We start from the raw sequence: 26,572 nt of genomic DNA on the forward strand, positions 1-26,572 counted from the left end.
CGCTTGCCAAAGGTTTTTCGTCAGTCCGAGAGGCGCGCCATGCATAACCCCTGCGCCCTGATCCCGGTCTATAACCATGAAGCCGCCGTGCCCGCCGTGGTCCACAGCCTGCTGAACAGCGGTCTACCGTGCCTGTTGGTGGACGACGGCAGCAGTCAGGCCTGCGCAGCGGTGCTGGCGCAATTGGCGACGCTCGATAACGTCACACTGCTGACCCTGCCCACCAACCAAGGCAAGGGCGGCGCCGTGATGGCGGGTTTCCGTGAAGCGGCGCGCCTGGGCTTCACCCATGCCCTGCAAGTCGACGCCGACGGCCAGCACGACCTGCGCGAAGTCGAGACCTTTATCGACACCTCACGCAGACACCCCAACGCGGTCATCTGCGGCTACCCCGAGTACGACGAGAGCGTGCCCAAAGGCCGCCTGTACGCGCGCTACCTGACCCACGTGTGGGTGTGGATCAACACCCTCTCGTTGCAGATTCGCGACTCTATGTGCGGCTTTCGCGTGTACCCGCTGGCGCCCACGCTGGCCCTGATGGACTCGGCCTACATCGGCACCCGCATGGACTTTGACTCGGACATCCTGGTGCGTTTGGCCTGGCGCAACCAGCCGATGCGCTGGCTGCCGACCAAAGTGCATTACCCCGCCGACGGCCTGTCGCACTTCCGCCTTTTCCGCGACAACGTACGCATCTCGGCCATGCACACCCGGCTGTTTTTCGGCATGTTGGTGCGCGCGCCGATGATCCTGTGGCGGCGGTGGCAGGCATGAGCGACAGCACCAAACACTGGGCCGACCGCGAGGAGCGCGGCAGCTTCTGGCTGATGAAATTCACCGCGGTGGCCACCAAGCTACTCGGCCGCCGAATGTTGAGCCCGTTGCTGTACAGCATCGTTTTCTACTTCTTCCTGTTCGGCCGCACCGCGCGCCAGAGCGCCTGGCAATACCAGCAGCGCCTGGCCGACTGGAGCGGGCGTGATGAGCTGCGCCCCACGCATAAAAAAGTCTTCGGCCAGTTCATGGCCTTCGCCGACGCCCTGCTCGACAAGCTCGACGTGTGGAACGGCAAGCTGCGCCTGGAACAGATCGAGATCAACGATCCGGCGCAACTGCGCGGGCAACTGCGCGGCGAGCGCGGGCAGATGCTGGTCGGCGCGCACCTGGGTAACCTCGAAGTGTGCCGCGCGCTGGCAGAGATCGGCGAACAAGTCACCATGAACGTACTGGTGCACACCAAGCACGCCGAACGCTTCAACCGCCTGCTGGGCGAAGCCGGCGCGACCCATTTGCGCCTGATCCAGGTCAGCGAACTGGACCCGGCCACCATGCTGCTGCTCAGCCAGCGCCTGGACGAAGGTGAATGGCTGGCGATTGCCGGCGACCGCGTGCCGCTGCACGGCGGGCGTACGGTGCGCGTGGATTTCCTCGGCCATGACGCCGCGTTTCCTCAAGGTCCGTGGCTGCTGGCAGGCCTGCTCAAATGCCCAGTCAACCTGCTGATGTGCCTCAAACACCAGGGCCGCTATCGCCTGAGCATCGAGCCGTTCACCCAATTGATCGAATGGAAACGCAGCACCCGCGAGCAGGTCATTGCCCTGTGGACCGCGCGCTACGCCGCACGCCTGGGCCAGTTCTGCCTGGAAGCGCCCCAACAATGGTTCAACTTTTACCCTTTCTGGAAGACCGATGACGACGCATCTTGAGCCGGTAACGTTTGGCGAACGCGCTTTGCGCATTGAAGACGTGTTGGCCCTGGCCAACCGTCAGGCGCCCACGCGCTTGCAGGACGACGCCGCGTATCGCCAGCGCATCGCCAAGGGCGCGCAGTTCCTCGATTCGCTGCTGGACAAGGAAGGCGTGATCTACGGCGTGACCACCGGCTACGGCGACTCGTGCGTGGTGGCGGTGCCGTTGCAGCACGTCGAAGCGTTGCCGCGTCACCTCTACACCTTCCACGGTTGCGGGCTGGGCAAGTTGCTCGACGCACAGGCCACCCGCGCGGTGCTGGCGGCGCGTTTGCAGTCGCTGTGCCACGGCGTGTCCGGGGTGCGCGTGGAATTGCTGGAGCGCCTGCATGCGTTCCTCGAACACGACGTACTGCCGCTGATCCCGGAAGAAGGCTCGGTGGGCGCCAGCGGTGATTTGACGCCGCTGTCGTACGTGGCTGCGACCTTGTCCGGCGAGCGTGAAGTGATGTTCCGTGGCGAGCAGCGCCAGGCCGCCGATGTGCACCATGAACTGGGCTGGGAGCCGCTGGTATTGCGCCCCAAGGAAGCCCTGGCGCTGATGAACGGGACCGCCGTGATGACCGGCCTGGCCTGCCTGGCCTTCGCCCGCGCCGACTACCTGCTGCAACTGGCCACACGCATCACCGCGCTGAACGTGGTGGCGCTGCAAGGCAACCCGGAACACTTCGACGAGCGCCTGTTCGCCGCCAAGCCGCACCCTGGGCAGATGCAAGTCGCCGCCTGGCTGCGCAAGGACTTGGCGATTGATGCACCGACCGCACCGCTGCATCGCTTGCAGGACCGCTACTCGCTGCGCTGCGCGCCTCATGTGCTCGGGGTGCTGGCGGACAGCCTGAACTGGCTGCGCTCGTTTATCGAGATCGAGCTGAACAGCGCCAACGACAACCCGATCATCGACGCTGAAGAAGAGCGCGTGCTGCATGGCGGGCACTTCTACGGCGGGCATATCGCCTTTGCCATGGACAGCCTCAAGACCCTGGTGGCCAACGTCGCCGACCTGCTCGACCGCCAGCTCGCACTGCTGGTGGACGTGCGTTACAACCACGGCCTGCCGAGCAACCTGTCGGGCGCCCCGGCCGACCGCGCGATGATCAACCACGGCTTCAAGGCCGTGCAGATCGGCACCAGCGCCTGGACCGCCGAAGCGCTGAAAAATACGATGCCGGCCAGCGTGTTCTCGCGCTCTACCGAGTGCCACAACCAGGACAAGGTGAGCATGGGCACCATCGCCGCCCGCGATGCGATCCGCGTGCTGGAGCTGACCGAACAGGTCGCCGCCGCCACCTTGCTCGCGGCGAATCAAGGCGTGTGGCTGCGCGCCCAGGCTGAAGATGCGCGCGCATTGCCACCGGCGTTGGCGGCGATGCACGAAGAGCTGGCCAAGGACTTCCCGCCCGTCATCGAAGACCGCGCCCTGGAAGGCGAACTGCGCCTGTGCCTGAAGCGCATCGCCGAGCAACACTGGAGGCTGCATGCGTAGTCAGGGCGTGCTGCACAGCGACACTGAAATCCTCGTGCCGTTTTTCGATGTCGACACCATGAACGTGGTGTGGCACGGGCACTATGTGAAGTACCTGGAAATCGCCCGCTGCGCGTTGCTCGACAAGATCGGCCATAACTACACGGCGATGCTCGAATCCGGCTATGCCTGGCCGGTGATCGACATGCAACTGCGCTACGTGCGCGGCGCGACCTTTGGCCAGACGATCAACGTGCGCGCCAGCCTGGTGGAGTGGGAGAACCGCTTGAAGGTCAATTACCTGATCACCGACCTCGCCAGCGGCGAACGTTTGACCCGCGCCAGCACGGTGCAGGTGGCGGTGGAAATCGCCAGCCGCGAGATGCAATTAGCCTCCCCCAACGTATTCACCGACGCCGTAGAGAGACCCTTGAAATGAGATCCAATGTGGGAGCGGGCTTGCTCGCGAAGATCGTCAACGATAACGCGGGTCGCCTGACACTACGCGGCGCTCTCAGGTTCTTCGCGAGCAAGCCCGCTCCCACAGGGATCGCGTTAATCCTGTTACTCGGCATTCCAGGACTGGCCCATGCTTTCGACTTGCAGCAGCTCAGCGACCAGTTGGCCAAGCCCAGCGTCATCCACGGCAGTTTCATCCAGGAAAAACACCTGCGTGCCCTGCCCCAGCCGCTGGTCAGCAAAGGCACCTTCGTGCTCGCCAAAGACCACGGCCTGCTCTGGCTGCTGAAAACCCCGCTGCAACAGGACTACCGCATCAGCGCCCAGGGCATTGCCCGCCGCGACGCCAACGGTTGGCAACCGCTGCCGAACAAGAGCGCCGGCGCCGAACAGAACCGTCTCTTTCTCGCCGTGCTCCAGGGCGACAGCAGTGGCTTGCAGCGTGACTTCGAACTGCAACTGCAAGGAGAGGCCCAGCAGTGGAAGCTCACACTGACCCCGCGCTCTCTGCTGCTCAAGCAGGTGTTCACCCAGATCAATATCGACGGCGGCGAGCTGGTGCAGAAAATCGAACTGCTGGAAACCCAAGGCGACAGCACCGTGCTGCGCATGCAGGACAGCACTGCCGGCCAGCCGTTAAGCGACGTGGAGCAACACGACTTTGCCCAGTGAGCGCTTGTTGCCGCGCCTGTTCCTGATCCTGCTGGTGGCCGTGCTGGCCTTGGCCGGCTGGCAGTGGCGCCACGGTGCACCGCTGTCGGCCAACCTGATGGAGCTGGTGCCGGGCAGCACGCCGGACGCCCTGGAGCTGAAGGCCGAACAACGCATGCAGGAACCGCTGAACCGCGAGATGCTGGTGCTGGTGGGGCATACCGACCGCCAGCAAGCGGTGGCCGTGGCGCAGCAGTTGGGCGAGCGCTGGCAAGCCAGTGGCCTGTTTGAAAAGGTGCAGTGGAACCTGCAGGCCGACCTGCCGGCGCTGCGCGAGCAACTACTGCGCGGGCGGCTGGCGATGCTCTCTGCCAAGGACCGCGAGCAACTGATCGAACAGCCCGACGCGTTCATCCAGCAACGTGTGCAAGCACTGTTCGACCCGTTTACCGGGTTCAGCCTGGTGCCGAGCCAGGACGACTGGCTGGGCCTGACCGGACGTATCCAGAACAGCCAGCCGCAAAATGGCTCGGTGCAACTGGACATCGGCAGCGGCGCGTTGATCGCCGATGCCGACGGCAAAAGCTGGGTGTTGCTGCGCGCGCGCACCACCGGCAATGCCTTCGACATGAAACTGCCGTTGCAAGTGGCGGATTTGCTCCAGGCCAGTCGCACACAAGCCAGCGAGCAAGGCGCGCAATTGCTCGCCGCCAGTGGCTTGCTCTACGCGGCCAGCGGGCAGCAGCAGGCCACTCGGGAAATCACCTGGGTGGGCGGCGGCGCGACCGTGGGCATCCTCTTATTGCTGTTGCTGGCGTTCCGCCGCTGGCGGGTGCTGCTGGCGTTTGTGCCGGTACTGGTGGGCATGCTGTTCGGCGCCGTGGCCTGTGTGGCGCTGTTCGGCCATATGCATGTGATGACGCTGGTGCTGGGCTCCAGCCTGATCGGCGTGGCGGTGGATTACCCGCTGCATTACCTGTCCAAAAGCTGGAGCCTGCAGCCCTGGCGCAGCTGGCCGGCATTGCGCCTGACCCTGCCGGGGCTGAGCCTGAGCCTGGCCACCAGTTGCATCGGCTACCTGGCCCTGGCCTGGACGCCGTTCCCGGCGCTGACCCAAATCGCCGTGTTCTCCGCCGCAGGCCTGGTCGGTGCGTATCTGTCGGCCGTGTGCTTGCTGCCGGCGCTGCTCAAGGGTGTCGAACTGCGCCCGGCGCAATGGCCACTGCGTATCGCCGAATGCCTGTGGCTGATGCGCGCCTCTTTACTCAAGCGCGTGCCGAGCTCGGTACTGCTGGTGTGGGTGCTGCTGTTTTGCGCCGGCGGCTTGTGGCAGTTGAACACTAAAAACGATATCCGCCAGTGGATCGGCGCGCCGCCACAATTGCTGCAAGAGGCGCAGGCCGTGGCGCGCATCACCGGGTTCCAGCCCACCAGCCAGTTCTTCCTGGTGCGCGCGGACAACCAGCAGCAGTTGCTCGAACGTCAGGCCGCGTTGGGCCATCGCCTGGACCAACTGGTGAATATGGACAAGCTCCAGGGTTACCTGGCGCTCAATCAACTGGTCAACCTACCCACCGAGCAGCAACAGCTGCGTGATGCGCTGACTAAACTTCCAGAACATTGGCAACCGCTGCTGGACCTCGGTGTGCCCGCCAACGCGCTGCAAGCCGAAGTGACGCAGCTGCAAGCGCTGCCCACCGAAGACATCGACGCCGCGCTGGTCGGGCCGCTGGCCGAGCCTTGGCGCATGCTCTGGCTCGGCCCGGTCGACGGCGGCGTGGCGGCGATGGTCAGCCTGCAAGGCTTGAACAACCCGGCGCTGCTGCGGGTGCAGGCGCTGGATTTGCCGGGGGTGCAACTGGTGGATCGGCTTGGTGACTTGAACCGCGTATTCGCCGACACGCAGATCAGCGCCGCCGAATTGAAGTTGATGTCGTGCGTGCTGATCGTGCTGTTGCTGATTCTGCCGTTTGGTTTTGGCGGCGCCTTGCGCATCGTCGCCCTGCCGCTGCTGGCCGCGCTGTGCAGCCTGGCCAGCCTCGGTTGGCTGGGCCAGCCGCTGACGTTGTTCAGCCTGTTTGGCCTGTTGCTGGTCACGGCGATCAGCGTCGACTACGCGATTTTGATGCGCGAGCAGATCGGCGGCCCGGCGGTGAGCCTTTTGGGAACGCTGCTGGCAGCGCTGACAACCTGGTTGTCGTTCGGCCTGCTGGCGGTGTCGAGTACCCCGGCCGTAAGTAATTTCGGCCTTTCGGTCAGCCTGGGCCTGGCGTTCAGCTTTATGCTGGCGCCCTGGGCCGGCCAACAGAAGCACGCCTTATGAATGTGATTATCGCCAATGTGGCAAGGAGCCCTCGTGCCCATAGTTGAAATGGAACGCCGCCAGGTGGTGGTGATCGGTGCCGGCCCGTCCGGGGCCATCGCCGCCGCACTATTAAAGCGCAAAGGGCATGATGTATTGATCATCGAGCGCGAGCATTTCCCGCGTTTTTCGATTGGCGAAAGCTTGCTGTCGCACTGCATCGACTTTATCGAAGAAGCCGGCATGCTCGACGCCGTGCAGGCGGCGGGTTTCCAGGTGAAAACCGGCGCGGCCTTTGCCTGGGGCGAGCGCTACAGCGCGTTTGATTTTGGTGACACGTTCAGCAACGGCAAGCCGACCACCTTCCAGGTGCAGCGCGGCGAGTTCGACAAGTTGCTGGCCGATCAGGCGGCGCTGCAAGGCGTGGACATTCGCTACGGCCAAACCCTCGTCGGCGTGGACTTTTCCGGTGAGTGCCGCTACCTGCATGTGCGCCGCGAGAATGGCAGCGAGTACCACATCAAAGCCAAGTTCGTGCTCGACGCCAGTGGCTATGGCCGCGTGCTGCCGCGCCTGCTGGACCTGGAAGCACCGTCGAATTTCCCGCTGCGCCAGGCGGTGTTCACCCACGTCGAAGACCGCATCGAGCACCCAGGCTTCGACCGCACCAAGATCCTGATCACCACCCACCCGACTCAGCGCGATATCTGGTTCTGGACCATCCCGTTCAGCAACGGCCGCTGCTCGGTGGGTGTAGTCGCGGCGAAGGAGCATTTTGACGGCCGCGACAGCGGCCGCGACAGCGGCCTCGACGCCTGCCTGCGCGGCTTTGTCGACGAAACCCCAAGCCTGTCCGGCGTACTGCAAAACGCCGTGTGGGACACGCCGGCGCGCACCATCGGCGGCTACTCGGCCAACGTCAAAACCCTGCACGGGCCAGGCTTTGCGCTGCTGGGCAATGCGGCGGAATTCCTCGACCCGGTGTTCTCCTCCGGCGTGACCATCGCCATGCGTTCGGCGAGCATGGCGGCCGGCGTGTTGCACCGCCAGCTCAAAGGCGAGACCGTGGACTGGCAAACCGAATTCGCCGAGCCGTTAAAACGCGGTGTCGACACCTTCCGCTGCTACGTCGAAGGCTGGTATGCGGGGACGTTCCAGGATGTGATTTTCCATCCCGGCAGCTCGCCGGAGATTCGCCGGATGATCAGCTCGATCCTCGCCGGTTATGCCTGGGATGAGCGCAACCCGTTTGTCAGCGAGCCCAAGCGGCGGTTGCGGATGTTGTCGGAGATTTGCGCTGGGGATGTCGCATGAGCAGTCCTGCTTTTGAAAAAAATTACTTAAGTAAGAACTACGTCGAAGAAACCAAATTCGGCTTCTGGTTCCTGCGCAGCCACACGTGGCAGCACCATGTATTGCGCGTGGCGATCAACGACTTGCGCAGCTTGTTTACCGACCCTCTGCCGCAGGCACCCGTGCTGTTGGACGCCGGTTGCGGCCAAGGGAAATCATTCCAATACTTGCAGCAAGTATTCGCCCCCGAACGCCTGATCGGCCTGGACGCCGACCCTCACAGCCTGGCGCTGAGCAAAGCCGAAGCCGCACGCCAGGGCATGACTGTCGAGCTGATCGGCAGCGACTGTGCCACGCTCGACGTGCCGGACGCCAGCGTCGATATCCTGTTCTGCCACCAGACCTTTCATCACCTGGTGGAACAGCATCGCGCGTTGAAAGAGTTCTATCGTGTGCTCAAACCGGGCGGCTACCTGCTGTTTGCCGAATCCACCGAGGCCTATATCGACACCTGGGTAATTCGCTGGCTGTTCCGCCACCCCATGCACGTACAAAAAAGCGCCGAAGAATACCTGGAGATGCTCCGCGAGCAGGGCTTTGAGTTCGGCGCGCAGAACGTCTCGTACCCGTATCTGTGGTGGAGCCGTTCCAGCGATTTCGGCCTGCTGGAGCGCTGGGGCCTGCGCAAGGCGCCGCCGGTGGGCCAGCGCGAAGAAACCCTGGTCAACTGCGTGGCACGCAAACCCCTGGCGAGCGCCGCACCATGATCCGCCTGCTGCTGATCAGTTGCCTGTTGCTGCTGAGCGCCTGCGCCAGCCAACCGCCGCTGCCTGAAAAAAACCCGACCCTGACCTTGCCCTTGCAACTGCACGTGCAGCGCCTTATGGACGGCCAGAGCCAGGACTGGCTGCTGGTGATCCAACGCGAAAGCGGTGGGATTCGCTGGTCGATGATGGACCCGCTGGGCATCCCCCTGGCCCGGCAAAAATTGATCAATGGTCAGTGGCAAGCCGACGGCTTGTTGCCGCCCAACCCCCAGGCGCGCGAACTGTTTGCCGCCTTGCTGTTTGCCCTGACCTCGGCGGATGACGTGCGCGCGCTCTACCCGAGTGCCCAGGCGATGGACCTGACCCGCACCCTGCCGGGCCATTGGCAAATCGTTTATCAGTCTTCAGAAGTGTTCAGCGTGAACATCATCGGGCAGCCGTTGAGCTATCGCATTACTCCGCTGGGAGCCGCACGGTGACTGCCTATCTCAATGCGCTGGGCGTGATCTGCGCCCTGGGCCGGGGCCAGGCCGACGTCAGCCGCAGCCTGTTTGCCGGCGACTGCTCGGGCATGCGCGCCGAAAGCGGCTGGGTGCCGGAGCGTATATTGCCGGTGGGCGGCGTGCACGGCGAGCTGGCGACTATCCCGCCCGAGTTGGGCCAGCAGAGTAGCCGCAATAACCAGTTGCTGCTGGAGGCGGCGCTGCAGATTGAGGATGAGCTGCGCCAGGCGATCCACACCTACGGTGCATCGCGGGTCGGCGTTGTGCTGGGCACCAGCACCTCGGGCATCGACGAAGCCAGTCACGGCATTGCCCACTACCTGCGCGATAACCAGTTCCCCAGCGACTACGACTACCAGCAACAGGAACTCAGCGCCCCGGCCAACTTCCTCGCAGACTGGCTGCAACTGAGCGGCCCGGCCTACGTGATTTCCACCGCATGCACCTCCAGCGCCCGCGCGCTGATGAGTGCCCAGCGCCTGCTGGACCTCGGCGTGTGCGATGCGGTGATCTGCGGCGGCGTCGACAGCTTGTGCAAGTTGACGCTCAACGGTTTTACCTCGTTGGAAGCCGTGTCCAGCGAGCGCTGCAATCCGTTTTCGGCGAACCGCAACGGCATCAATATCGGCGAAGCGGCGGTGCTGTTTCTGATGAGCCGTGAGGCAGCGCCCATCGCGCTGTTGGGCAGTGGCGCAAGTTGCGATGCGCACCATATCTCGGCGCCAGAACCCACCGGCAAAGGCGCGTTGCAGGCGATGCGCAAGGCCCTGGCCAGCGCACAACTTGCACCCGAACAGATCGGCTACCTGAACCTGCACGGCACCGCCACCCAACACAACGACGCCATGGAAAGCCTCGCCGTCGCCAGCCTGTTCCCAGGTGGCGTGGACTGTTCGTCGACCAAACCCATGAGCGGCCACACCCTGGGCGCCGCTGGCGCACTGGAAGCGGCGTTTTGCTGGCTAAGCCTGACCCACCGTTTGGTGCCCCCGCACCTATGGGATGGCCTAGCTGACCCGGCGCTGCCCGCGTTGCAATGGGCACTGCCAGGGAACGTTCTGGAAAAACGCTGCCTGATGAGCAACTCGTTTGCCTTCGGCGGCAACAACGTCAGCCTGATTATCGGAGAGGCTCCATGATCCCTTGGCCACTCGCCGAACTGCTGCCGCATGCAGGCGACATGATCCTGATCGACCAGGTGCTGTCGTACGATGAAGAGCAGATTCACACCCGCGTCACCGTCAAGCCTGGCGGCCTGTTCAATCGCCCTGACGGCAGCCTGCCGGCCTGGGTCGGCATCGAGCTGATGGCGCAAAGCGTCGCCGCCTACGCCGGTTGCCGCGCGCGCCGCAAAGGCGAAGCGGTGGAACTGGGCTTCCTGCTGGGCACACGTAAGTTCGAGTGCAACGTCGAGCACTTCCCGGCGGGCGCCGAGCTGGTTATCCACGGCCTGCGTTCCCTGGAAGACGACAACGGCATGGGTGTGTTCGAATGCCACCTCACCGGGGACGGTATTCGGGCCAGCGCGCGCTTGAACGTATTTCGACCGCCCCAGGCGGCCAACTATTTAGAAGAATCGAAGGACGAAACGCCATGACTGAATCCGTACTGGTCACCGGCTCCAGCCGTGGCATCGGCCGCGCCATTGCCCTGCGCCTGGCCCAGGCAGGGCATGACATCGTGCTGCATTGCCGCAGTGGCCGCGCTGAAGCCGACGCGGTGCAGGTCGAGATCCAAGCGCTGGGGCGCAAGGCGCGTGTCCTGCAATTCGACGTGGCGGACCGCGCGGAGTGCAAGGAAATTCTCGAAGCCGATGTGGAAGAACACGGCGCCTACTACGGCGTAGTGCTGAATGCCGGCCTGACCCGTGACGGCGCGTTCCCGGCCCTTTCGGAAGACGATTGGGACGTGGTGATGCGCACCAACCTCGACGGTTTCTACAACGTGCTGCACCCGGTGATGATGCCGATGATTCGTCGTCGCGCCGCCGGGCGTATCGTGTGCATCACCTCGGTTTCCGGGTTGATCGGCAACCGTGGCCAGGTCAACTACAGTGCCTCGAAAGCCGGCCTGATCGGCGCCGCCAAGGCCCTGGCCATCGAGCTGGGCAAGCGCAAGATCACCGTCAATTGCGTCGCGCCCGGTTTGATCGACACCGCCATGCTCGATGAAAACGTGCCGGTGGAAGAGTTGATGAAAATGATCCCCGCGCAGCGCATGGGCACCCCGGAAGAAGTGGCCGGTGCGGTGAATTTCCTGATGTCGGCCGAGGCCGGCTATATCACGCGCCAGGTATTGGCCGTGAACGGAGGCCTGTGCTGATGAAGCGCGTAGTGGTAACCGGCATGGCCGGCATGACCTCCCTGGGCAGCGATTGGGACACCATCGCGGCCAACTTTCGCGCCAACCGCAGCGGCATTCGGCGCATGGACGAGTGGGACCGCTTTACCGAATTGAACACGCGCCTGGCCGGGCCGATCGACGATTTCGTCGTGCCCGCGCACTGGACGCGCAAGCAACTGCGCAGCATGGGCCGCGTCTCGCGCCTGGCGGTGTGGGCGGCGGAGCAAGCCCTGAAGGACGCTGGGTTACTCGGTGATGCGTCGATCAAGGACGGGCGCATGGGCGTGGCCTGCGGCTCGTCCACCGGCAGCACCGATGAGATCAAGGCGTTCGGCAATATGCTGCTGAACTCGGTGGCCGAGGGGCTCAACGCCAACTCGTATGTGCGCATGATGCCGCACACCACGGCGGCGAATATCAGCATCTTCTTTGGCCTCACCGGGCGGCTTATCCCGACGTCCAGTGCCTGCACCAGCGGCAGCCAGGGCATCGGTTATGCCTACGAGGCGATCAAGTTCGGGCGCCTGCCGTTGATGCTCGCCGGCGGCGCCGAAGAGCTGTGCCCCACCGAAGCCATGGTGTTCGACGCGCTCTACGCCACCAGCCTGAAAAACGATGCGCCGCAGACCAGCCCACGCCCTTACGACAGCGGCCGTGATGGCCTGGTAATCGGCGAAGGCGGCGGCATGCTGGTGCTCGAAGAACTCGAACACGCCCTGGCGCGCGGTGCGCATATCCACGCCGAGCTGGTCGGTTTTGGCAGCAACGCCGACGGCCAGCACACCACCCGCCCGGAACAGAAAACCATGCGCCGCGCCATGGAGCTGGCCCTGGAAGACGCCGGGCTAGAGGCGTCCGCCATCGGCTACGTCAACGGCCATGGCACGGCTACCGACCAGGGTGATATCGCCGAGACGCTGGCAACCAGCAGCCTGTTCGGCAGCCGTATGCCGATCAGCTCGCAGAAGAGCTTCCTCGGTCACACGTTGGGCGCCTGCGGGGCGCTGGAGTCCTGGTTCAGCATCGAAATGATGAACCGCGACCAGTACGTGCACACCTTCAACCTGGATTCAGTCGACCCGCAGTGCGGCGAACTGGATTACCTGCAGGGTGGGTTTCGCGAGATGCACCACGACTACGTGATGAACAACAACTTTGCCTTTGGCGGCGTCAACACGTCGCTGATTTTCCGCCGCTGGTCCTGACTTTTTAATTGATTGGAGAAAACGGAATGTCTTCCTTGCTACGCGCCACCCTGATCACCCTGGCCCTGCTGACCACCGCCGGTTGCACCAGCAAACCGGTGCTCAACACCCAGCACGACCTGCCGGCGAACGCCCAGGTCAGCGAAGAAAAAATCAAGCAGGTGATCGTCGCCGCCCTGCAAAAACGCGAATGGACCGTGCAACGCCTCAGCCCGCAACTAGTGCAGGCCGAGATCACCGTGCGTAATCAGTTCTACGCGGCAATCGACATTCGCTACACCCGCAACAGCTACGCCATCACCTACCGCGACAGCCGCGACCTGGGCTACAAGGACGGCAAGATCCATCGCAACTACAACCGTTGGATCAACATGCTGGACCGGGATATTTTGGCGGGGTTGCGTAACTATGGGGTGAATGAAGCGAATACTTCGCCGCAGAATTGAAACCTTCCAAACTGATGCAGTACCTGTGGCGAGCGGGCTTGCCCCGCGTTGGGGGGCGAAGCCGCCCCAATAAACTCACCGCGTTGCTTCAGGCAGAATGGGGGTGTTTGGTTTTGGGGCGGCTTCGCCCCCCAACGCGGGGCAAGCCCGCTCGCCACAAAAGCCCTGCTCGCCACAAGAATCAACTCACCACAGGGAGCTGGATCGCCACAGGTTATTGAACGGCCTTGCGCGTCAGCAGCTCCACAAACGCTTTCGCCATCGGCGTTTGCGCGCCTTTGCGCTGCACCAGCCATACCGCCGTCACCGCCTCCTGATCCAGCAAGGTGCGATACACCACGCCATCGATCCGTATGCGCTGGTAAGACGCCGGCAACACCGACACCCCCAACCCCGCCGCCACCAAACCGATAATGGTCATCGCTTCCCCTGCTTCCTGGGCGAAGTGCGGGCTGAAGCCGGCATCGCGCGCCAGGTTGAGTAACTGCGCATACAAGCCGCTGCCGTAGCTGCGCGGGAAAAACACAAACGGTTCCTGCGCCAACTGCGCCAGGTGCAACCCGCGCTCGCTGCCCTGCACCAGCGGATGACCGGCGTTCAATACGGCCACCAAAGGTTCGCGCATCAACTCGACGACACTCAACGAATCCGGCAACGGCAGCGGGCGCATCAGACCGACCTGGATGGACTCGTCTACCAGCGATTCGGCCACCTGAGTGCTGCTCATTTCCTGCAAATGCAGATGCACCGCCGGGAAGGCCTGGCGAAAGGCAAAGATCGCCTGGGGGATGCTGGAATTGAACGGCGCGGAAGAAGTGAACCCTATCTTCAATTCCCCCAACTCCCCCAACTGCGCCCGCCGCGCCACATCCGCCGCCTTGTCGACCTGCGCCAACACCAAACGCGCCTCGTGCAGGAACAACCGGCCCGCCTCGCTCAGCTCGACCCGACGATTGGTCCGCTCAAACAAACGTGCTCCCACTTCATGCTCCAGCGCCTGGATCTGCTGGCTCAGCGGCGGTTGCGAGATGCCAAGCACCTTCGCCGCGCGACCAAAATGCAGCTCTTCGGCGACGGCGATGAAGTACCGCAGGTGACGTAATTCCATGCAAGCCCCATTAGGTCGTAAAAGCTATCAAACAGGTCGAACAATATATTGGAAAGAATCATTAGGCAGCTATATTCTTTTTTGCATTGCCGGTCCTGGCACGCTCTTCCTCCCCGAGGTCCCCGTGAAGTCTGCTGTCGCTCCATACGCTCAAGAAGTCCCGCCTACCGCCCTGGATGAGGTGGTAGCCCAGCTCAACGAGCAGTACATCGAAAAAGGCACGCCGATGTTCATGCGCACGGTGCTGGCGCTGTTCTCCGGCGGCTTCGCGACGTTTGCCCTGCTGTATTGCGTGCAACCGATGATGCCCGCGCTGTCCCACGAATTTTCCATCAATGCCGCGCAAAGCAGCCTGATTCTCTCTGTAGCGACGGCGATGCTCGCGTTGGGCCTGTTGATCACCGGACCGATTTCCGACACCTTGGGGCGCAAGCCAGTGATGGTCGCCGCGTTGTTCTGCGCCGCCCTCGCTACCATCGCGAGCGGCTTGATGCCTTCCTGGGAGGGCATCCTGCTGATGCGCGCATTGGTGGGCTTGTCACTGAGCGGCCTGGCCGCCGTGGCAATGACCTACCTGAGCGAAGAGATCCACCCGCAGCACATCGGCCTGGCCATGGGCCTCTACATCGGCGGTAACGCGATTGGCGGCATGAGCGGGCGCTTGATCATCGGCGTGCTGATTGATTTCGTCAGCTGGCACACCGCGATGCTGATCATCGGCGCCCTGGCGCTGATCGCGGCCACGGTGTTCTGGAAGATCCTCCCCGAGTCGCGCAACTTCCGCGCCAGCAGCCTCAAGCCGCGCAGCCTGATGGACGGCTTTGTCATGCACTTCAAGGACGCGGGCCTGCCGTGGCTGTTCCTCGAAGCCTTCCTGCTGATGGGCGCGTTCGTGACGATGTTCAACTACATCGGCTACCGCTTGCTGGCCGACCCGTATGACCTGAGCCAGGCCGTTGTCGGCCTGCTGTCGCTGGTGTACCTCTCGGGCATCTACAGCTCGGCGAAAATCGGCTCCCTGGCCGACCGCCTCGGCCGCCGCCGCGTGTTGTGGGCCACCATCGTGCTGATGCTCGCGGGCATGGCCCTGACCTTGTTCACCCCGCTGTGGCTGGTGGTGCCGGGCATGTTGATCTTCACCTTCGGCTTCTTTGGCGCCCACTCGGTGGCCAGCAGCTGGATTGGCCGCCGCGCGGTCAAGGCCAAGGGGCAGGCGTCATCGCTGTATCTGTTTTGTTATTACGTGGGATCAAGTGTTGCCGGGACGGCGGGCGGGTTCTTCTGGCACTTCGCCGGGTGGAACGGGATTGGCGCGTTTATCGTCGCGTTGTTGATCGGCGCGCTGTTGGTAGCGTTGAAGCTGGCGAAGTTACCGCCGCTCAAAACGGCATGACATACAAAAACGCCCGGCATAAGCCGGGCGTTTTTTATCGGGCAGCGATCACTCGTGATACTGCGCCGACAACTCATGCACCGCCTGCAGGAACGCACCAGCGTGGTCCGGGTTCACTTCCGGCGTAATGCCATGACCCAGGTTGAAGACGTGCCCTGTGCCCTTGCCGTAGCTGGCCAGGATGCGGCCGACTTCGGTGCGGATCGCTTCCGGTTTGGCGTACAGCACGGTCGGGTCCATGTTGCCTTGCAGCGCAACCTGATTACCGACGCGACGGCGGGCATCGCCGAGGTCGCAGGTCCAGTCCAGGCCCAGTGCATCCGCACCGGCATCGGCGATGCTTTCCAGCCACAGGCCGCCACCCTTGGTGAACATGATGACCGGTACTTTGCGGCCTTCGTGTTCGCGGATCAGGCCGCTGACGATCTTGCGCATGTAGGCCAGGGAGAATTCCTGGTACGCCGCGGCCGACAGGTTGCCGCCCCAGGTATCGAAGATTTGCACGGCTTGTGCGCCGGCCATGATCTGGCCGTTGAGGTAGGAGGTGACCGACTGCGCCAGCTTGTCGAGCAACAGGTGCATGGCTTGCGGGTTGTCGTAGAGCATGGCCTTGGTCTTGCGGAAGTCTTTCGACGAGCCGCCTTCGACCATGTAGGTGGCCAGGGTCCAAGGGCTACCGGAGAAGCCGATCAGCGGCACGCGACCGTTAAGCTCGCGGCGGATGGTGCTGACGGCGTCCATCACGTAACCGAGGTCTTTGTGCGGATCGGGGATCGGCAGGGCTTCGATGTCGGCCAGGGTGCTGACGACTTTCTTGAAACGCGGGCCTTCGCCGGTCTCGAAGTACAGGCCTTGGCCCATGGCGTCAGGGATGGTCAGGATATCGGAGAAGAGGATGGCCGCATCCAGTTGTGGGTAGCGGTCCAGCGGTTGCATCGTGACTTCGCAGGCGAACTCCGGGTTCATGCACAGGCTCATGAAGTCGCCGGCGTGGGCGCGACTGGCGCGGTATTCCGGCAGGTAGCGACCGGCTTGACGCATCATCCACACGGGCGTGACGTCTACGGGTTGCTTGAGCAGGGCACGAAGGAAACGGTCGTTCTTGAGGGCAGTCATGTCGGCATCCGCAAAAAAAGTGCGGGCATTTTCTCAGAGCGCGACGCAAAAGGCACGGAGTGTGCCGTGCCTTTTGTCTATCGGGTCAATTTGTCGCGGCTGATCGTTCCCACGCTCTGCGTGGGAATGCATCCTGTGACGCTCGGCGTCACGCCCCTAGAAGCAGACGTGGAGCGCCCTGGGCGGCATGCCCACGCAGAGCGTGGGAACGATCTATCGGTTAGACGCCCAGGTAATCCAGTATGCCTTCGGCGGCGTTACGACCTTCGAAGATCGCAGTTACCACCAAGTCAGACCCGCGCACCATATCGCCACCGGCGAAGATTTTCGGGTTGCTGGTCTGGTGCTTGTACTGGCCTTGTTCCGGGGCTACAACGCGGCCCTGGCTGTCGGTCTGGATTTCGAACTGCTCGAACCACGGTGCCGGGCTTGGGCGGAAACCGAAAGCGATGACCACGGCGTCGGCCGGGATGATCTCTTCGGAGCCCGGGATCGGCTCGGGGCTGCGACGGCCACGGGCGTCCGGCTCGCCGAGACGGGTCTCGACTACCTTCACTCCTTCAACGCGATCTTCACCGACGATAGCGATCGGCTGGCGGTTGTAGAGGAATTTCACGCCTTCTTCCTTGGCGTTCTTCACCTCTTTGCGCGAGCCGGGCATGTTGGCTTCGTCACGGCGATACGCACAGGTCACCGACTTGGCGCCCTGACGGATCGACGTCCGGTTGCAGTCCATCGCAGTGTCACCACCGCCCAGCACCACGACCTTCTTGCCTTTCATGTCGACGAAGTCTTCCGGCGACTTTTCAAAGCCCAGGTTGCGGTTGACGTTGGCGATCAGGAAGTCGAGCGCGTCGTACACGCCCGGCAGGTCCTCACCGGCAAAGCCGCCCTTCATGTAGGTGTAGGTGCCCATGCCCATGAACACGGCATCGTATTCTTCGAGCAGTTGCTCCATGGTCACGTCATTGCCGATTTCGGTATTAAGACGGAACTCGATACCCATGCCGGTGAAGACTTCACGACGGTGGCTCAGTACGGTTTTTTCCAGCTTGAACTCGGGGATGCCGAAGGTCAGCAGACCACCGATTTCCGGGTTCTTGTCGAACACCACCGGCGTCACGCCGCCACGCACCAACACGTCAGCACAGCCCAGGCCCGCCGGGCCCGCACCGATGATCGCGACGCGCTTGCCGGTCGGCTTGACCTTGGACATGTCCGGGCGCCAGCCCATGGCGAACGCGGTGTCGGTGATGTACTTCTCGACCGAACCGATGGTCACCGCGCCAAAACCGTCGTTAAGGGTGCAGGCACCCTCGCACAGACGGTCCTGCGGGCACACCCGGCCGCAGACTTCCGGCAGGGTGTTGGTCTGGTGCGACAGCTCGGCAGCGGCGAGGATGTTGCCCTCGGCAACCAATTTGAGCCAGTTGGGAATGAAGTTATGCACCGGGCACTTCCATTCACAATACGGGTTACCGCACCCCAGGCAGCGGTGGGCCTGGTCGGCCGAGTGCTGGGGTTTGAAGGGTTCGTAGATTTCCACGAACTCTTTCTTGCGTTGACGCAACAGTTTCTTCTTCGGATCTTTGCGCCCGACATCGATGAACTGGAAGTCGTTATTCAGACGTTCAGCCATGTTAAAACCTCATCAAATCTTCAGGCGCATATCACTGCGGGTTGGCACGGATGCTGGAAAGCAACGATTTCAGGTTGGCAGCCTTGGGCTTGACCAGCCAGAAACGACGCAGGTAATCATCGAGGTTCTCGGCGAGGTTACGGCCCCATTCGCTGCCGGTCTCCTCAACGTACTCGTCCAGCACGTGCTGCAAGTGGTTCCGGTAGGATTCCATCGCTTCGCCGCTGATCCGCTGGATCTCGACCAACTCATGGTTGACCTTGTCGACGAAGGTGTTGTCCTGGTCGAGCACGTAGGCGAAACCACCCGTCATGCCCGAACCGAAGTTGTAACCGGTCTTGCCCAATACCGCGACAAAGCCCCCGGTCATGTACTCGCAGCAGTGATCGCCAGTGCCTTCCACCACAGTGTGGGCCCCGGAGTTACGCACGGCGAAACGCTCACCGGCAGTACCGGCGGCGAACAGCTTGCCACCGGTGGCGCCGTACAGGCAGGTGTTGCCGATGATCGCGCTTTCCTGCGACTTGTAGACGCTGCCTACAGGCGGAACGATCACCAGCTTGCCGCCGGTCATGCCCTTGCCCACGTAGTCGTTGGCATCACCTTCCAGGTACATGTGCAGGCCACCGGCGTTCCACACGCCGAAGCTCTGGCCTGCAGTGCCTTTGAAGCGGAAGGTGATCGGCGCCTTGGCCATGCCTTGGTTGCCGTGCTTGCGCGCGATTTCGCCGGAGATGCGTGCGCCGATCGAACGGTCGCAGTTGCAGATATCCAAGGCGAATTCGCCACCGCTGGCGTCGTTGATCGAGGAGCCGGCCATGTCGACCATCTTCTCGGCCAGCAGGCCTTTGTCGAACGGCGGGTTGCGCTCCACCTGGCAGAATTGTGGCTTGTCTGCCGGGATGTGATCGCTGCCCAACAGCGGCGTCAGGTCCAGGTGTTGTTGCTTGGCGGTCTGGCCCTGGAGAATGTCCAGCAGATCGGTACGGCCGATCAGCTCTTCGAGGGAGCGCACGCCCAGCTTGGCCAGCCACTCACGGGTTTCTTCGGCGACGTAGGTGAAGAAATTCACCACCATGTCGACGGTGCCGATGTAGTGATCCTTGCGCAGCTTTTCGTTCTGAGTCGCGACGCCGGTGGCGCAGTTGTTCAGGTGGCAGATGCGCAGGTATTTGCAGCCCAGGGCGATCATCGGTGCGGTACCGAAGCCGAAGCTTTCGGCGCCGAGGATCGCGGCCTTGATCACGTCGAGGCCGGTTTTCAGGCCGCCGTCAGTCTGCACCCGGACTTTGCCACGCAGGTCGTTGCCACGCAGGGTCTGGTGGGTTTCCGCCAGGCCGAGTTCCCACGGTGCACCGGCGTACTTGATCGAGGTCAGCGGCGAAGCGCCGGTGCCGCCGTCGTAGCCGGAGATGGTGATCAGGTCGGCATAGGCCTTGGCCACACCGGCGGCGATGGTGCCCACGCCGGCTTCCGCGACCAGTTTCACCGAGACCAGGGCCTGCGGGTTGACTTGTTTCAGGTCGAAAATCAGCTGCGACAAATCTTCAATCGAGTAGATGTCGTGGTGCGGCGGAGGCGAGATCAGTGTCACGCCCGGCACTGCATAACGCAGCTTGGCGATCAAACCGTTGACCTTGCCGCCTGGCAGTTGGCCGCCTTCACCGGGCTTGGCGCCCTGGGCCACCTTGATCTGCAGCACTTCGGCGTTGACCAGGTATTCCGGGGTCACCCCGAAACGGCCGGTCGCCACCTGCTTGATTTTCGAGCTCTTGATAGTGCCGTAGCGCGCCGGGTCTTCGCCGCCTTCGCCGGAGTTGGAACGCGCACCCAGGCGGTTCATGGCTTCGGCCAGGGCTTCGTGAGCCTCAGGCGACAAGGCGCCCAGGGAAATACCGGCGGAGTCGAAGCGCTTGAGGATCGATTCCAGCGGCTCGATTTCGCTGATGGCCAGCGGCGTGTCCAGGGTTTTCACCTTGAACAGGTCGCGAATCATCGACACCGGGCGGTTATCCACCAGCGCGGTGTATTCCTTGAACTTGGCGTAGTCACCCTGCTGCACAGCGGCTTGCAGGGTGCTGACCACGTCCGGGTTGTAGGCGTGGTACTCGCCACCGTGCACGAACTTGAGCAGGCCGCCTTGCTGGATCGGCTTGCGCGCGCTCCAGGCTTCGGCTGCCAGGGCTTTTTGCTCGGCTTCGATGTCGACGAAACGCGCGCCCTTGATGCGGCTCGGCACACCACGGAAGCTCAGGTCGCACACTTCTTCCGACAGGCCGATGGCTTCGAACAGCTGTGCGCCACGGTACGAGGTGACGGTGGAGATACCCATCTTCGACAGGATCTTCAGCAGGCCCTTGGTGATGCCCTTACGGTAGTTCTTGAACACCTCATAGAGGTCGCCCAGCACTTCACCGGTACGGATCAGGTCACCCAGCACTTCGTACGCGAGGAACGGGTACACCGCCGAGGCGCCGAAACCGATCAGCACCGCAAAGTGGTGCGGGTCGCGGGCGGTAGCGGTTTCCACAAGGATGTTGGAGTCGCAACGCAGGCCTTTTTCGGTCAGGCGGTGGTGCACCGCGCCGGTGGCCAGCGAGGCGTGGATCGGCAGCTTGCCCGGCGCAATATGGCGGTCGGTCAGCACGATCTGGGTACGACCGGCGCGCACGGCTTCTTCGGCCTGGTCGGCGACGTTACGCACTGCGGCTTCAAGGCCGAGGCTCTCGTCGTAGTTCAGGTCGATGATCTGGCGGTCGAAGCCCGGGCGTTCCAGGGTCATCAACGAACGCCACTTGGCCGGGGAAATGACCGGCGAGCTGAGGATCACGCGAGAAGCGTGCTCCGGCGATTCCTGGAAGATGTTGCGCTCGGCACCGAGGCAGACTTCCAGCGACATCACGATGGCTTCGCGCAGCGGGTCGATAGGTGGGTTGGTCACCTGGGCGAACTGCTGGCGGAAATAGTCGTACGGCGTGCGCACACGCTGGGACAGCACGGCCATCGGCGTGTCATCGCCCATGGAACCAACCGCCTCATAGCCTTGCTCGCCGAGCGGGCGCAGCACCTGGTCGCGCTCTTCGAACGTGACCTGATACATCTTCATGTACTGCTTGAGCTGGTCGACGTCGTAGAAAGCCGAGCCGTGGTCGTTGTCTTCCATGGTCGCCTGGATGCGCAGGGCGTTCTTGCGCAGCCATTGCTTGTAAGGGTGACGCGACTTCAAGCGGTTGTCGATGGCGTCGGTGTCGAGGATCTGCCCGGTTTCGGTGTCCACGGCCAGGATCTGGCCAGGGCCGACTCGGCCTTTGGCAATGACGTCTTCCGGCTGGTAGTTCCACACGCCGATTTCCGACGCGAGGGTGATGAAACCGTTGGTGGTGGTGACCCAACGCGCCGGGCGCAGACCGTTACGGTCGAGCAGGCACACCGCGTAGCGTCCGTCGGTCATGACCACGCCGGCCGGACCGTCCCACGGCTCCATGTGCATCGAGTTGTACTCGTAGAACGCACGCAGATCCGGGTCCATGGTTTCGACGTTCTGCCACGCAGGCGGAATGATCATGCGCACGCCACGGAACAGGTCGATGCCGCCGGTGACCATCAGTTCGAGCATGTTGTCCATGCTGGAGGAGTCGGAACCCACACGGTTGACCAGCGGGCCGAGCTCTTCGAGGTCCATCAAATCGTTGGCGAACTTGGTGCGACGGGCCACGGCCCAGTTACGGTTGCCGGTGATGGTGTTGATCTCGCCGTTGTGGGCGAGGAAGCGGAATGGCTGGGCCAGCGGCCATTTCGGCAGGGTGTTGGTGGAGAAGCGCTGGTGGAACACGCAGATTGCGGTTTGCAGGCGCTCGTCGCTCAGGTCTGGATAGAAGGCGGTCAAATCCGCCGGCATCATCAGGCCTTTATAAATGATGGTCTTGTGGGAAAAGCTGCAGATGTAGTGGTCGGCGTCGGCGGCGTTGGCCACAGACGAGCGACGACGGGACGTGAACAGCTTGATCGACATGTCCTGGTCGCTCAGGCCGTCGCCTGCGATGAACACTTGTTCGATCTGCGGCAGGCGCTCCAGGGCCAGGCGGCCGAGCACGCTGGTGTCGATCGGCACTTTACGCCAGCCGACGAGTTGCAGGCCGGCGGCCTGGATCTCGCGGTTCATATTCTCGCGAGCGGCTTCGGCTTTCACAGGGTCCTGGTTGAAAAACACCATGCCCACGGCGTACTGCTTGGGCAGATCGGCGCCGAAATGCTCCTTGGCGACAGCGCGCAGGAACTGGTCGGGCTTTTGAATCAGCAAGCCGCAACCGTCACCGGTCTTGCCGTCGGCGTTGATCCCACCGCGGTGGGTCATGCAGGTCAGGGCCTCGATGGCCGTTTGCAAAAGGGTATGACTGGGCTCGCCCTGCATATGGGCTATCAGGCCAAAACCGCAGTTATCCTTGAATTCATCGGGTTGGTACAGACCTGCTTTCATAGACACTTTCTCACCAGGCTGCCTCTTATTTCGAGGCAAATTTCTTTTCAATTCAACCGGTTACCTTCCACGCCGAACGTACGCCGGCTTAGCGGGGGCAAAAGGGAGGTCATTGTACACACCGACACAGACGCTCACAAATTTAGCGACGAAATGTCGCAAATCTATGTCGCATTTATGAAAGGTTTAAAGCGATATGCTGTGCTAGTCAAAACTTTTTTAATTCTGACCGCTACGACTCAAAAGCTACTATGACGCAGACACCACAAAGCGCGCGGCCTGGAGGGGCTGCACGCCTTGCGATCTTTTTTGAGGTGCCGGGAGGGCGGCCTGGGTAAGGCCGCCGGATCTTCAGCGAGTTGTTGCGAGTTCTTGTTGAACGCTGGCAACAGTGCGAGGCCAAGGTTTACCAGCCTGAACCTTCGCTGGCAAGGCTTTGATCGCGGAATCGGCGGCTGCACGGCTGGAGAAGTTGCCGTAGGTGATCACGTAGAGAGGCTTGCCGTTGAGCACTTTCTTGAAATAACGGTACTCGCCGCCCTGCTCTTTCACGAACGCCTGGGCGTTGGCTTCGGAGCTGGTGCCGAGGATCTGCACCACGAAGTTACCGGTGGGCTGGCTGGCGTACCAGCTGCTGCCAGAGGCGCCGGCTTTAGCGACGGCCACAGGTTTTTCAGCAGGCTTGGCGGCGGCTACCGGGGCTGGCTTGGCGGCTGGCGCTGGCGCGACAGGCTTGGCGGTGGCTACAGTCGGCGCTGGTGTTGGCGCTGGTGTTGGTTTTGCAGCAGGCTGGCCTGCCGGTACGCCAGCAGGCGGCGCGGTCGTGGTCACGGTCGGCGGTGTGGCGCTGGAGCCTTCCACCGGAACGCCGTCGTCACCTTCGGAAATACCACCGGCTTCTTCGGCGAGTGGGCCGCGCATCACAGGCTGGCCGACCATCGGCAGGCTGGTCGGTTGACCGGAGTTGGCGAACTCAACGTTCGGCGTGGGTTTGCCCAGTGGCAACTGCGCCTGTTCGGTTGGCGCGCCGGCCGTGGTCGGTGCCTTGCTGCGACCTGGAATCAACCAGGCGGCGGCGACAGCGACCACCACAACGGCGGAAATAGCCAATACGTGCTTCTTAGGCATAGTAAACCCCATCTTTGGACGCTTCACCGCAGAGCGGCTGGCAATCATGGCTTCGATCATTGCATCGCGGGCAACCTGGTTGATGGTGCCAGGCCAGCCGTCGGAGCTTTCGTGAATATCAGAGATCTGCGAAGCGGAGAAAAGTTCGATGCCGGCCCCGGCGCCTTCGAGGCGTTGAGCCAGGTATTCGCGGGTTTCTTCCTCTTCGTACGGCTGCAATTCGATGACGTGGAACAGCTCTTGATCGCCACTGATCTGCTCAAGATCGGCGATCAACGACGACTCACCGAACAGGAACACATGGGGACGGCCTTCGGGCGTACCCGCCGCCAGCGCAAGCAGCGCTTCGAGAGCAGATTCGTCGAGCTGCTCCGCGTCGTCCACCAGCAGGTAGACTTCCTGGCCGGTCAGGCCCAGTTGCACCACTTGCTTGAGGATCGCGCTCGGCTCGGCGTTGGACACGTTCAGCGCTTGGGCAACCTGGCGCAGAACGCCCGCAGCATCACCGGCACCACGGGCCGACACCACCACGCTTTGGACCGATTGCTTGTTAGTGCTGGCGACCAGCGCCTGGCGCAGCAAGGTCTTGCCGCTGCCCAACGGGCCAGTCACCACCAGCAACAGCTGGCTATAGCGCGCGAGGTGATGCAACTGCCCGAGCACCGGCTTGCGCTGGGCAGGGAAAAATTTGAAACCAGGCACCCTTGGAGCAAATGGGTCGTGGCTTAACTGGTAATGGCCGAGGAACGCCTCGTCGGCATGCAAACTAGTCATCGGGATCTTATTAACCTTTAAGCTGGGCCAGGGCGCGGTAATCCGCTCCCAGCGTGGCCTGTAAAATCTCTTTCGGATAATCGTCGGTCACTATCGCTTCGCCCATGTGGCGCAGCAACACCAGTCGCAGTCGACCGTCGATCACTTTCTTGTCTATCGCCATATGTTCGAGGAAATCCGCCTCGGTCATCTCCTCAGGTGGGATGACCGGCAAGCCGGCGCGCTGGAACAGGCGGATACCGCGATCCCGCTCCTGGGCGCTGATCCAGCCCAGGCGTTGCGACATCTCCAATGCCATCACTGTGCCAGCCGCTACGGCCTCCCCATGCAACCACACACCATAGCCCATGTGCGTTTCGATCGCATGGCCGAAGGTGTGGCCCAGGTTCAGGGTGGCCCGTACACCGGACTCCCGCTCGTCGGCATTCACCACCAGCGCTTTGGCGGCACAGGAGCGTGAAATGGCTTCGGTGAGCGCCACCTGGTCGAGGGCGCGCAGGGCGTCCACATGTTCTTCCAGCCAGCTCAGGAAGGGCTCATCGCAGATCAGCCCGTACTTGATGACTTCCGCCAGGCCCGCCGACAACTCGCGCGGCGGCAGAGTGTTGAGGGTCGCGGTGTCGATCAGTACGGCTTGCGGCTGATAAAACGCACCCACCATGTTCTTGCCCAGCGGGTGGTTGATGCCGGTCTTGCCGCCCACCGACGAATCGACCTGGGACAACAGGGTAGTCGGCACCTGGATAAAGTCCACGCCCCGCTGGTAGCAGGCGGCGGCAAAACCGGCCATGTCGCCGATCACGCCACCACCCAGGGCGACCACGGTGGTGCGGCGGTCATGGCGTGCGGTCAGCAGGCCATCAAAGATCAGTTGCAGGGTTTCCCAGTTCTTGTGGGCTTCGCCATCCGGCAGGATCACGGAGATCACCGAGTACGCCGCCAGGCTGCGGCTCAGACGCTCAAGATACAGCGGCGCAACCGTTTCGTTGGAGATGATCGCCACTTGCCGCCCGGCAATATGCGGTGCGAGCAACTCGGGCTGGTCCAACAGACCTTCGCCAATATGGATCGGGTAGCTGCGCTCGCCTAGATCGACCTTAAGTGTCTGCATGTGTCCCCGCGTTGAAGATGTATTGACGACCGGCAACGTCGAGATCCGACGCTGCCTGATGGCTCTACGCCACACCTCAGAGGGTGATGGCGCGCCGCCGAGAATAGCGCATTTCGGGCCTCGCTTTAACGGGGTGGCAGCCGTTGCAGGCGCTCAAGAATGTCGAGCACCACCATCCGGGGTGGCCGCTCATCGGTTTCTACCACCAGATCGGCGATTTCCCGATACAGCGGATCGCGCAGCGTCAGCAGATCCCGCAGGGTTTTGGCCGGGTCGGCGGTACGCAGCAGCGGACGATTGCGATCGCGGGCCGTGCGGCCTACCTGCTGCTCGACCGACGCATGCAGGTACACCACCCGACCACCGGCATGCAGCGCCCGCCGGTTCTCATCGCGCATCACCGCGCCGCCGCCGGTCGCCAATACCACGCCATCGCAGCCGCACAGCTCGGCAATCATTGCCTGCTCGCGGTCGCGAAAGCCCAGCTCGCCTTCCTTATCGAAGATCCATGGGATATTGGCACCCGTGCGCAATTCAATTTCCTTGTCGGAATCTTTGAATGGCAGGCGCAGCTCTTTGGCCAGCAATCGGCCGATGGTGCTTTTTCCAGCCCCCATCGGTCCTACAAGAATCAAATTTCGCACAGA

At 62.7% G+C, this 26,572-nt stretch carries 22 protein-coding genes; 15 read left to right on the forward strand and 7 right to left on the reverse strand.

What is annotated here, in order from left to right; all coding sequences use genetic code 11:
* Positions 1 to 39 precede the first annotated feature (39 nt).
* From ACR52_RS09045 to ACR52_RS09110, 14 genes are read left to right on the forward strand one after another with little or no spacing between them, the layout of a single operon-like run.
* Positions 40 to 774, forward strand: coding sequence for a glycosyltransferase family 2 protein (locus tag ACR52_RS09045; RefSeq protein ID WP_048723190.1), 735 nt, complete (start codon positions 40 to 42; stop codon positions 772 to 774).
* A complete protein-coding gene (locus ACR52_RS09050) occupies positions 771 to 1,706 on the forward strand; it encodes an LpxL/LpxP family acyltransferase (RefSeq protein ID WP_048723192.1) in 936 nt (311 codons plus the stop codon). Before ACR52_RS09045 ends, ACR52_RS09050 begins: the two co-directional genes overlap by 4 nt.
* Positions 1,690 to 3,231, forward strand: a complete 1,542-nt coding sequence (locus ACR52_RS09055; RefSeq protein ID WP_048723194.1) for an HAL/PAL/TAL family ammonia-lyase — start codon at positions 1,690 to 1,692, stop codon at positions 3,229 to 3,231. Before ACR52_RS09050 ends, ACR52_RS09055 begins: the two co-directional genes overlap by 17 nt.
* Positions 3,224 to 3,649 (forward strand): acyl-CoA thioesterase, encoded by a 426-nt coding sequence (locus ACR52_RS09060; protein ID WP_048723195.1) that lies wholly within the window; start codon positions 3,224 to 3,226, stop codon positions 3,647 to 3,649. The genes ACR52_RS09055 and ACR52_RS09060 overlap by 8 nt, the downstream gene beginning before the upstream one ends.
* Positions 3,646 to 4,341, forward strand: a complete 696-nt coding sequence (locus ACR52_RS09065; protein WP_048723197.1) for an outer membrane lipoprotein carrier protein LolA — start codon at positions 3,646 to 3,648, stop codon at positions 4,339 to 4,341. The genes ACR52_RS09060 and ACR52_RS09065 overlap by 4 nt, the downstream gene beginning before the upstream one ends.
* Complete coding sequence (locus tag ACR52_RS09070) at positions 4,331 to 6,643, forward strand: MMPL family transporter (protein WP_048723199.1); 2,313 nt, start codon at positions 4,331 to 4,333, stop codon at positions 6,641 to 6,643. Before ACR52_RS09065 ends, ACR52_RS09070 begins: the two co-directional genes overlap by 11 nt.
* A gap of 33 nt (positions 6,644 to 6,676) precedes the next feature.
* Positions 6,677 to 7,936, forward strand: a complete 1,260-nt coding sequence (locus tag ACR52_RS09075; protein WP_082143121.1) for an NAD(P)/FAD-dependent oxidoreductase — start codon at positions 6,677 to 6,679, stop codon at positions 7,934 to 7,936.
* On the forward strand, positions 7,933 to 8,682 hold the full coding sequence (locus tag ACR52_RS09080; protein WP_048723202.1) for a class I SAM-dependent methyltransferase: 750 nt from the start codon (positions 7,933 to 7,935) through the stop codon (positions 8,680 to 8,682). Before ACR52_RS09075 ends, ACR52_RS09080 begins: the two co-directional genes overlap by 4 nt.
* Positions 8,679 to 9,161: a hypothetical protein gene (locus ACR52_RS09085; RefSeq protein ID WP_048723204.1), complete on the forward strand. Its 483-nt coding sequence runs from the start codon at positions 8,679 to 8,681 to the stop codon at positions 9,159 to 9,161. Before ACR52_RS09080 ends, ACR52_RS09085 begins: the two co-directional genes overlap by 4 nt.
* Complete coding sequence (locus ACR52_RS09090) at positions 9,158 to 10,324, forward strand: beta-ketoacyl-[acyl-carrier-protein] synthase family protein (RefSeq protein WP_048723206.1); 1,167 nt, start codon at positions 9,158 to 9,160, stop codon at positions 10,322 to 10,324. The genes ACR52_RS09085 and ACR52_RS09090 overlap by 4 nt, the downstream gene beginning before the upstream one ends.
* A complete protein-coding gene (locus tag ACR52_RS09095) occupies positions 10,321 to 10,782 on the forward strand; it encodes an ApeP family dehydratase (protein WP_048723208.1) in 462 nt (153 codons plus the stop codon). Before ACR52_RS09090 ends, ACR52_RS09095 begins: the two co-directional genes overlap by 4 nt.
* Positions 10,779 to 11,507 carry a 3-oxoacyl-ACP reductase FabG gene (gene fabG / locus ACR52_RS09100; RefSeq protein WP_048723210.1) on the forward strand — a complete coding sequence of 243 codons (729 nt, stop codon included), beginning with the start codon at positions 10,779 to 10,781 and terminating at the stop codon, positions 11,505 to 11,507. Before ACR52_RS09095 ends, fabG begins: the two co-directional genes overlap by 4 nt.
* The gene (locus ACR52_RS09105) at positions 11,507 to 12,733 is read left to right on the forward strand and encodes a beta-ketoacyl-ACP synthase (protein WP_048723212.1); all 1,227 of its coding nucleotides are present in this window, start codon (positions 11,507 to 11,509) and stop codon (positions 12,731 to 12,733) included. Before fabG ends, ACR52_RS09105 begins: the two co-directional genes overlap by 1 nt.
* Positions 12,734 to 12,759: 26 nt before the next feature.
* Positions 12,760 to 13,179: a hypothetical protein gene (locus ACR52_RS09110; RefSeq protein ID WP_048723214.1), complete on the forward strand. Its 420-nt coding sequence runs from the start codon at positions 12,760 to 12,762 to the stop codon at positions 13,177 to 13,179.
* A gap of 214 nt (positions 13,180 to 13,393) precedes the next feature.
* Here ACR52_RS09110 and ACR52_RS09115 read toward each other — a convergent pair whose 3' ends face one another.
* Positions 13,394 to 14,287: a LysR family transcriptional regulator gene (locus ACR52_RS09115; protein ID WP_048723215.1), complete on the reverse strand. Its 894-nt coding sequence runs from the start codon at positions 14,285 to 14,287 to the stop codon at positions 13,394 to 13,396.
* Positions 14,288 to 14,459: 172 nt separating this feature from the next.
* Between ACR52_RS09115 and ACR52_RS09120 the strand changes: the two genes are divergently transcribed.
* The gene (locus ACR52_RS09120) at positions 14,460 to 15,680 is read left to right on the forward strand and encodes an MFS transporter (RefSeq protein ID WP_406956531.1); all 1,221 of its coding nucleotides are present in this window, start codon (positions 14,460 to 14,462) and stop codon (positions 15,678 to 15,680) included.
* Between the two features lie 48 nt (positions 15,681 to 15,728).
* Here the strand turns inward: ACR52_RS09120 and hemE are convergent, their stop codons facing one another.
* From hemE to aroK, 6 genes are all read right to left on the reverse strand, one after another.
* Entirely contained in the window at positions 15,729 to 16,796 is a 1,068-nt protein-coding gene (gene hemE, locus ACR52_RS09125) for a uroporphyrinogen decarboxylase (protein WP_048723219.1), read from the reverse strand.
* Positions 16,797 to 17,016: 220 nt separating this feature from the next.
* Positions 17,017 to 18,435, reverse strand: a complete 1,419-nt coding sequence (locus tag ACR52_RS09130) for an FAD-dependent oxidoreductase (RefSeq protein WP_048723221.1) — start codon at positions 18,433 to 18,435, stop codon at positions 17,017 to 17,019.
* 31 nt (positions 18,436 to 18,466) lie between these two features.
* A complete protein-coding gene (gene gltB / locus ACR52_RS09135) occupies positions 18,467 to 22,912 on the reverse strand; it encodes a glutamate synthase large subunit (protein WP_048723224.1) in 4,446 nt (1,481 codons plus the stop codon).
* A 351-nt stretch (positions 22,913 to 23,263) separates the two neighbouring features.
* Positions 23,264 to 24,814, reverse strand: a complete 1,551-nt coding sequence (locus ACR52_RS09145) for an SPOR domain-containing protein (RefSeq protein ID WP_048723228.1) — start codon at positions 24,812 to 24,814, stop codon at positions 23,264 to 23,266.
* A 10-nt stretch (positions 24,815 to 24,824) separates the two neighbouring features.
* A complete protein-coding gene (gene aroB / locus ACR52_RS09150; protein ID WP_048723230.1) occupies positions 24,825 to 25,925 on the reverse strand; it encodes a 3-dehydroquinate synthase in 1,101 nt (366 codons plus the stop codon).
* Between the two features lie 125 nt (positions 25,926 to 26,050).
* Positions 26,051 to 26,569 (reverse strand): shikimate kinase AroK, encoded by a 519-nt coding sequence (gene aroK, locus ACR52_RS09155; protein ID WP_034105907.1) that lies wholly within the window; start codon positions 26,567 to 26,569, stop codon positions 26,051 to 26,053.
* Positions 26,570 to 26,572: the final 3 nt, after the last annotated feature.

The organism is Pseudomonas fildesensis (assembly GCF_001050345.1).
Lineage (GTDB): Bacteria > Pseudomonadota > Gammaproteobacteria > Pseudomonadales > Pseudomonadaceae > Aquipseudomonas > Aquipseudomonas fildesensis.

Excerpts from the sequence above, each read along its gene's own strand:
- hemE (WP_048723219.1), bottom strand. The coding sequence starts at position 16,796 with ATGACTGCCCTCAAGAACGACCGTTTCCTTCGTGCCCTGCTCAAGCAA.
- gltB (WP_048723224.1), bottom strand. The coding sequence starts at position 22,912 with ATGAAAGCAGGTCTGTACCAACCCGATGAATTCAAGGATAACTGCGGT.
- ACR52_RS09065 (WP_048723197.1), top strand. The coding sequence starts at position 3,646 with ATGAGATCCAATGTGGGAGCGGGCTTGCTCGCGAAGATCGTCAACGAT.
- ACR52_RS09060 (WP_048723195.1), top strand. The coding sequence starts at position 3,224 with ATGCGTAGTCAGGGCGTGCTGCACAGCGACACTGAAATCCTCGTGCCG.
- ACR52_RS09085 (WP_048723204.1), top strand. The coding sequence starts at position 8,679 with ATGATCCGCCTGCTGCTGATCAGTTGCCTGTTGCTGCTGAGCGCCTGC.
- ACR52_RS09045 (WP_048723190.1), top strand. The coding sequence starts at position 40 with ATGCATAACCCCTGCGCCCTGATCCCGGTCTATAACCATGAAGCCGCC.
- ACR52_RS09080 (WP_048723202.1), top strand. The coding sequence starts at position 7,933 with ATGAGCAGTCCTGCTTTTGAAAAAAATTACTTAAGTAAGAACTACGTC.
- fabG (WP_048723210.1), top strand. The coding sequence starts at position 10,779 with ATGACTGAATCCGTACTGGTCACCGGCTCCAGCCGTGGCATCGGCCGC.
- aroB (WP_048723230.1), bottom strand. The coding sequence starts at position 25,925 with ATGCAGACACTTAAGGTCGATCTAGGCGAGCGCAGCTACCCGATCCAT.
- ACR52_RS09095 (WP_048723208.1), top strand. The coding sequence starts at position 10,321 with ATGATCCCTTGGCCACTCGCCGAACTGCTGCCGCATGCAGGCGACATG.
- ACR52_RS09105 (WP_048723212.1), top strand. The coding sequence starts at position 11,507 with ATGAAGCGCGTAGTGGTAACCGGCATGGCCGGCATGACCTCCCTGGGC.
- ACR52_RS09050 (WP_048723192.1), top strand. The coding sequence starts at position 771 with ATGAGCGACAGCACCAAACACTGGGCCGACCGCGAGGAGCGCGGCAGC.
- ACR52_RS09145 (WP_048723228.1), bottom strand. The coding sequence starts at position 24,814 with ATGACTAGTTTGCATGCCGACGAGGCGTTCCTCGGCCATTACCAGTTA.
- ACR52_RS09115 (WP_048723215.1), bottom strand. The coding sequence starts at position 14,287 with ATGGAATTACGTCACCTGCGGTACTTCATCGCCGTCGCCGAAGAGCTG.
- ACR52_RS09130 (WP_048723221.1), bottom strand. The coding sequence starts at position 18,435 with ATGGCTGAACGTCTGAATAACGACTTCCAGTTCATCGATGTCGGGCGC.
- ACR52_RS09110 (WP_048723214.1), top strand. The coding sequence starts at position 12,760 with ATGTCTTCCTTGCTACGCGCCACCCTGATCACCCTGGCCCTGCTGACC.
- ACR52_RS09055 (WP_048723194.1), top strand. The coding sequence starts at position 1,690 with ATGACGACGCATCTTGAGCCGGTAACGTTTGGCGAACGCGCTTTGCGC.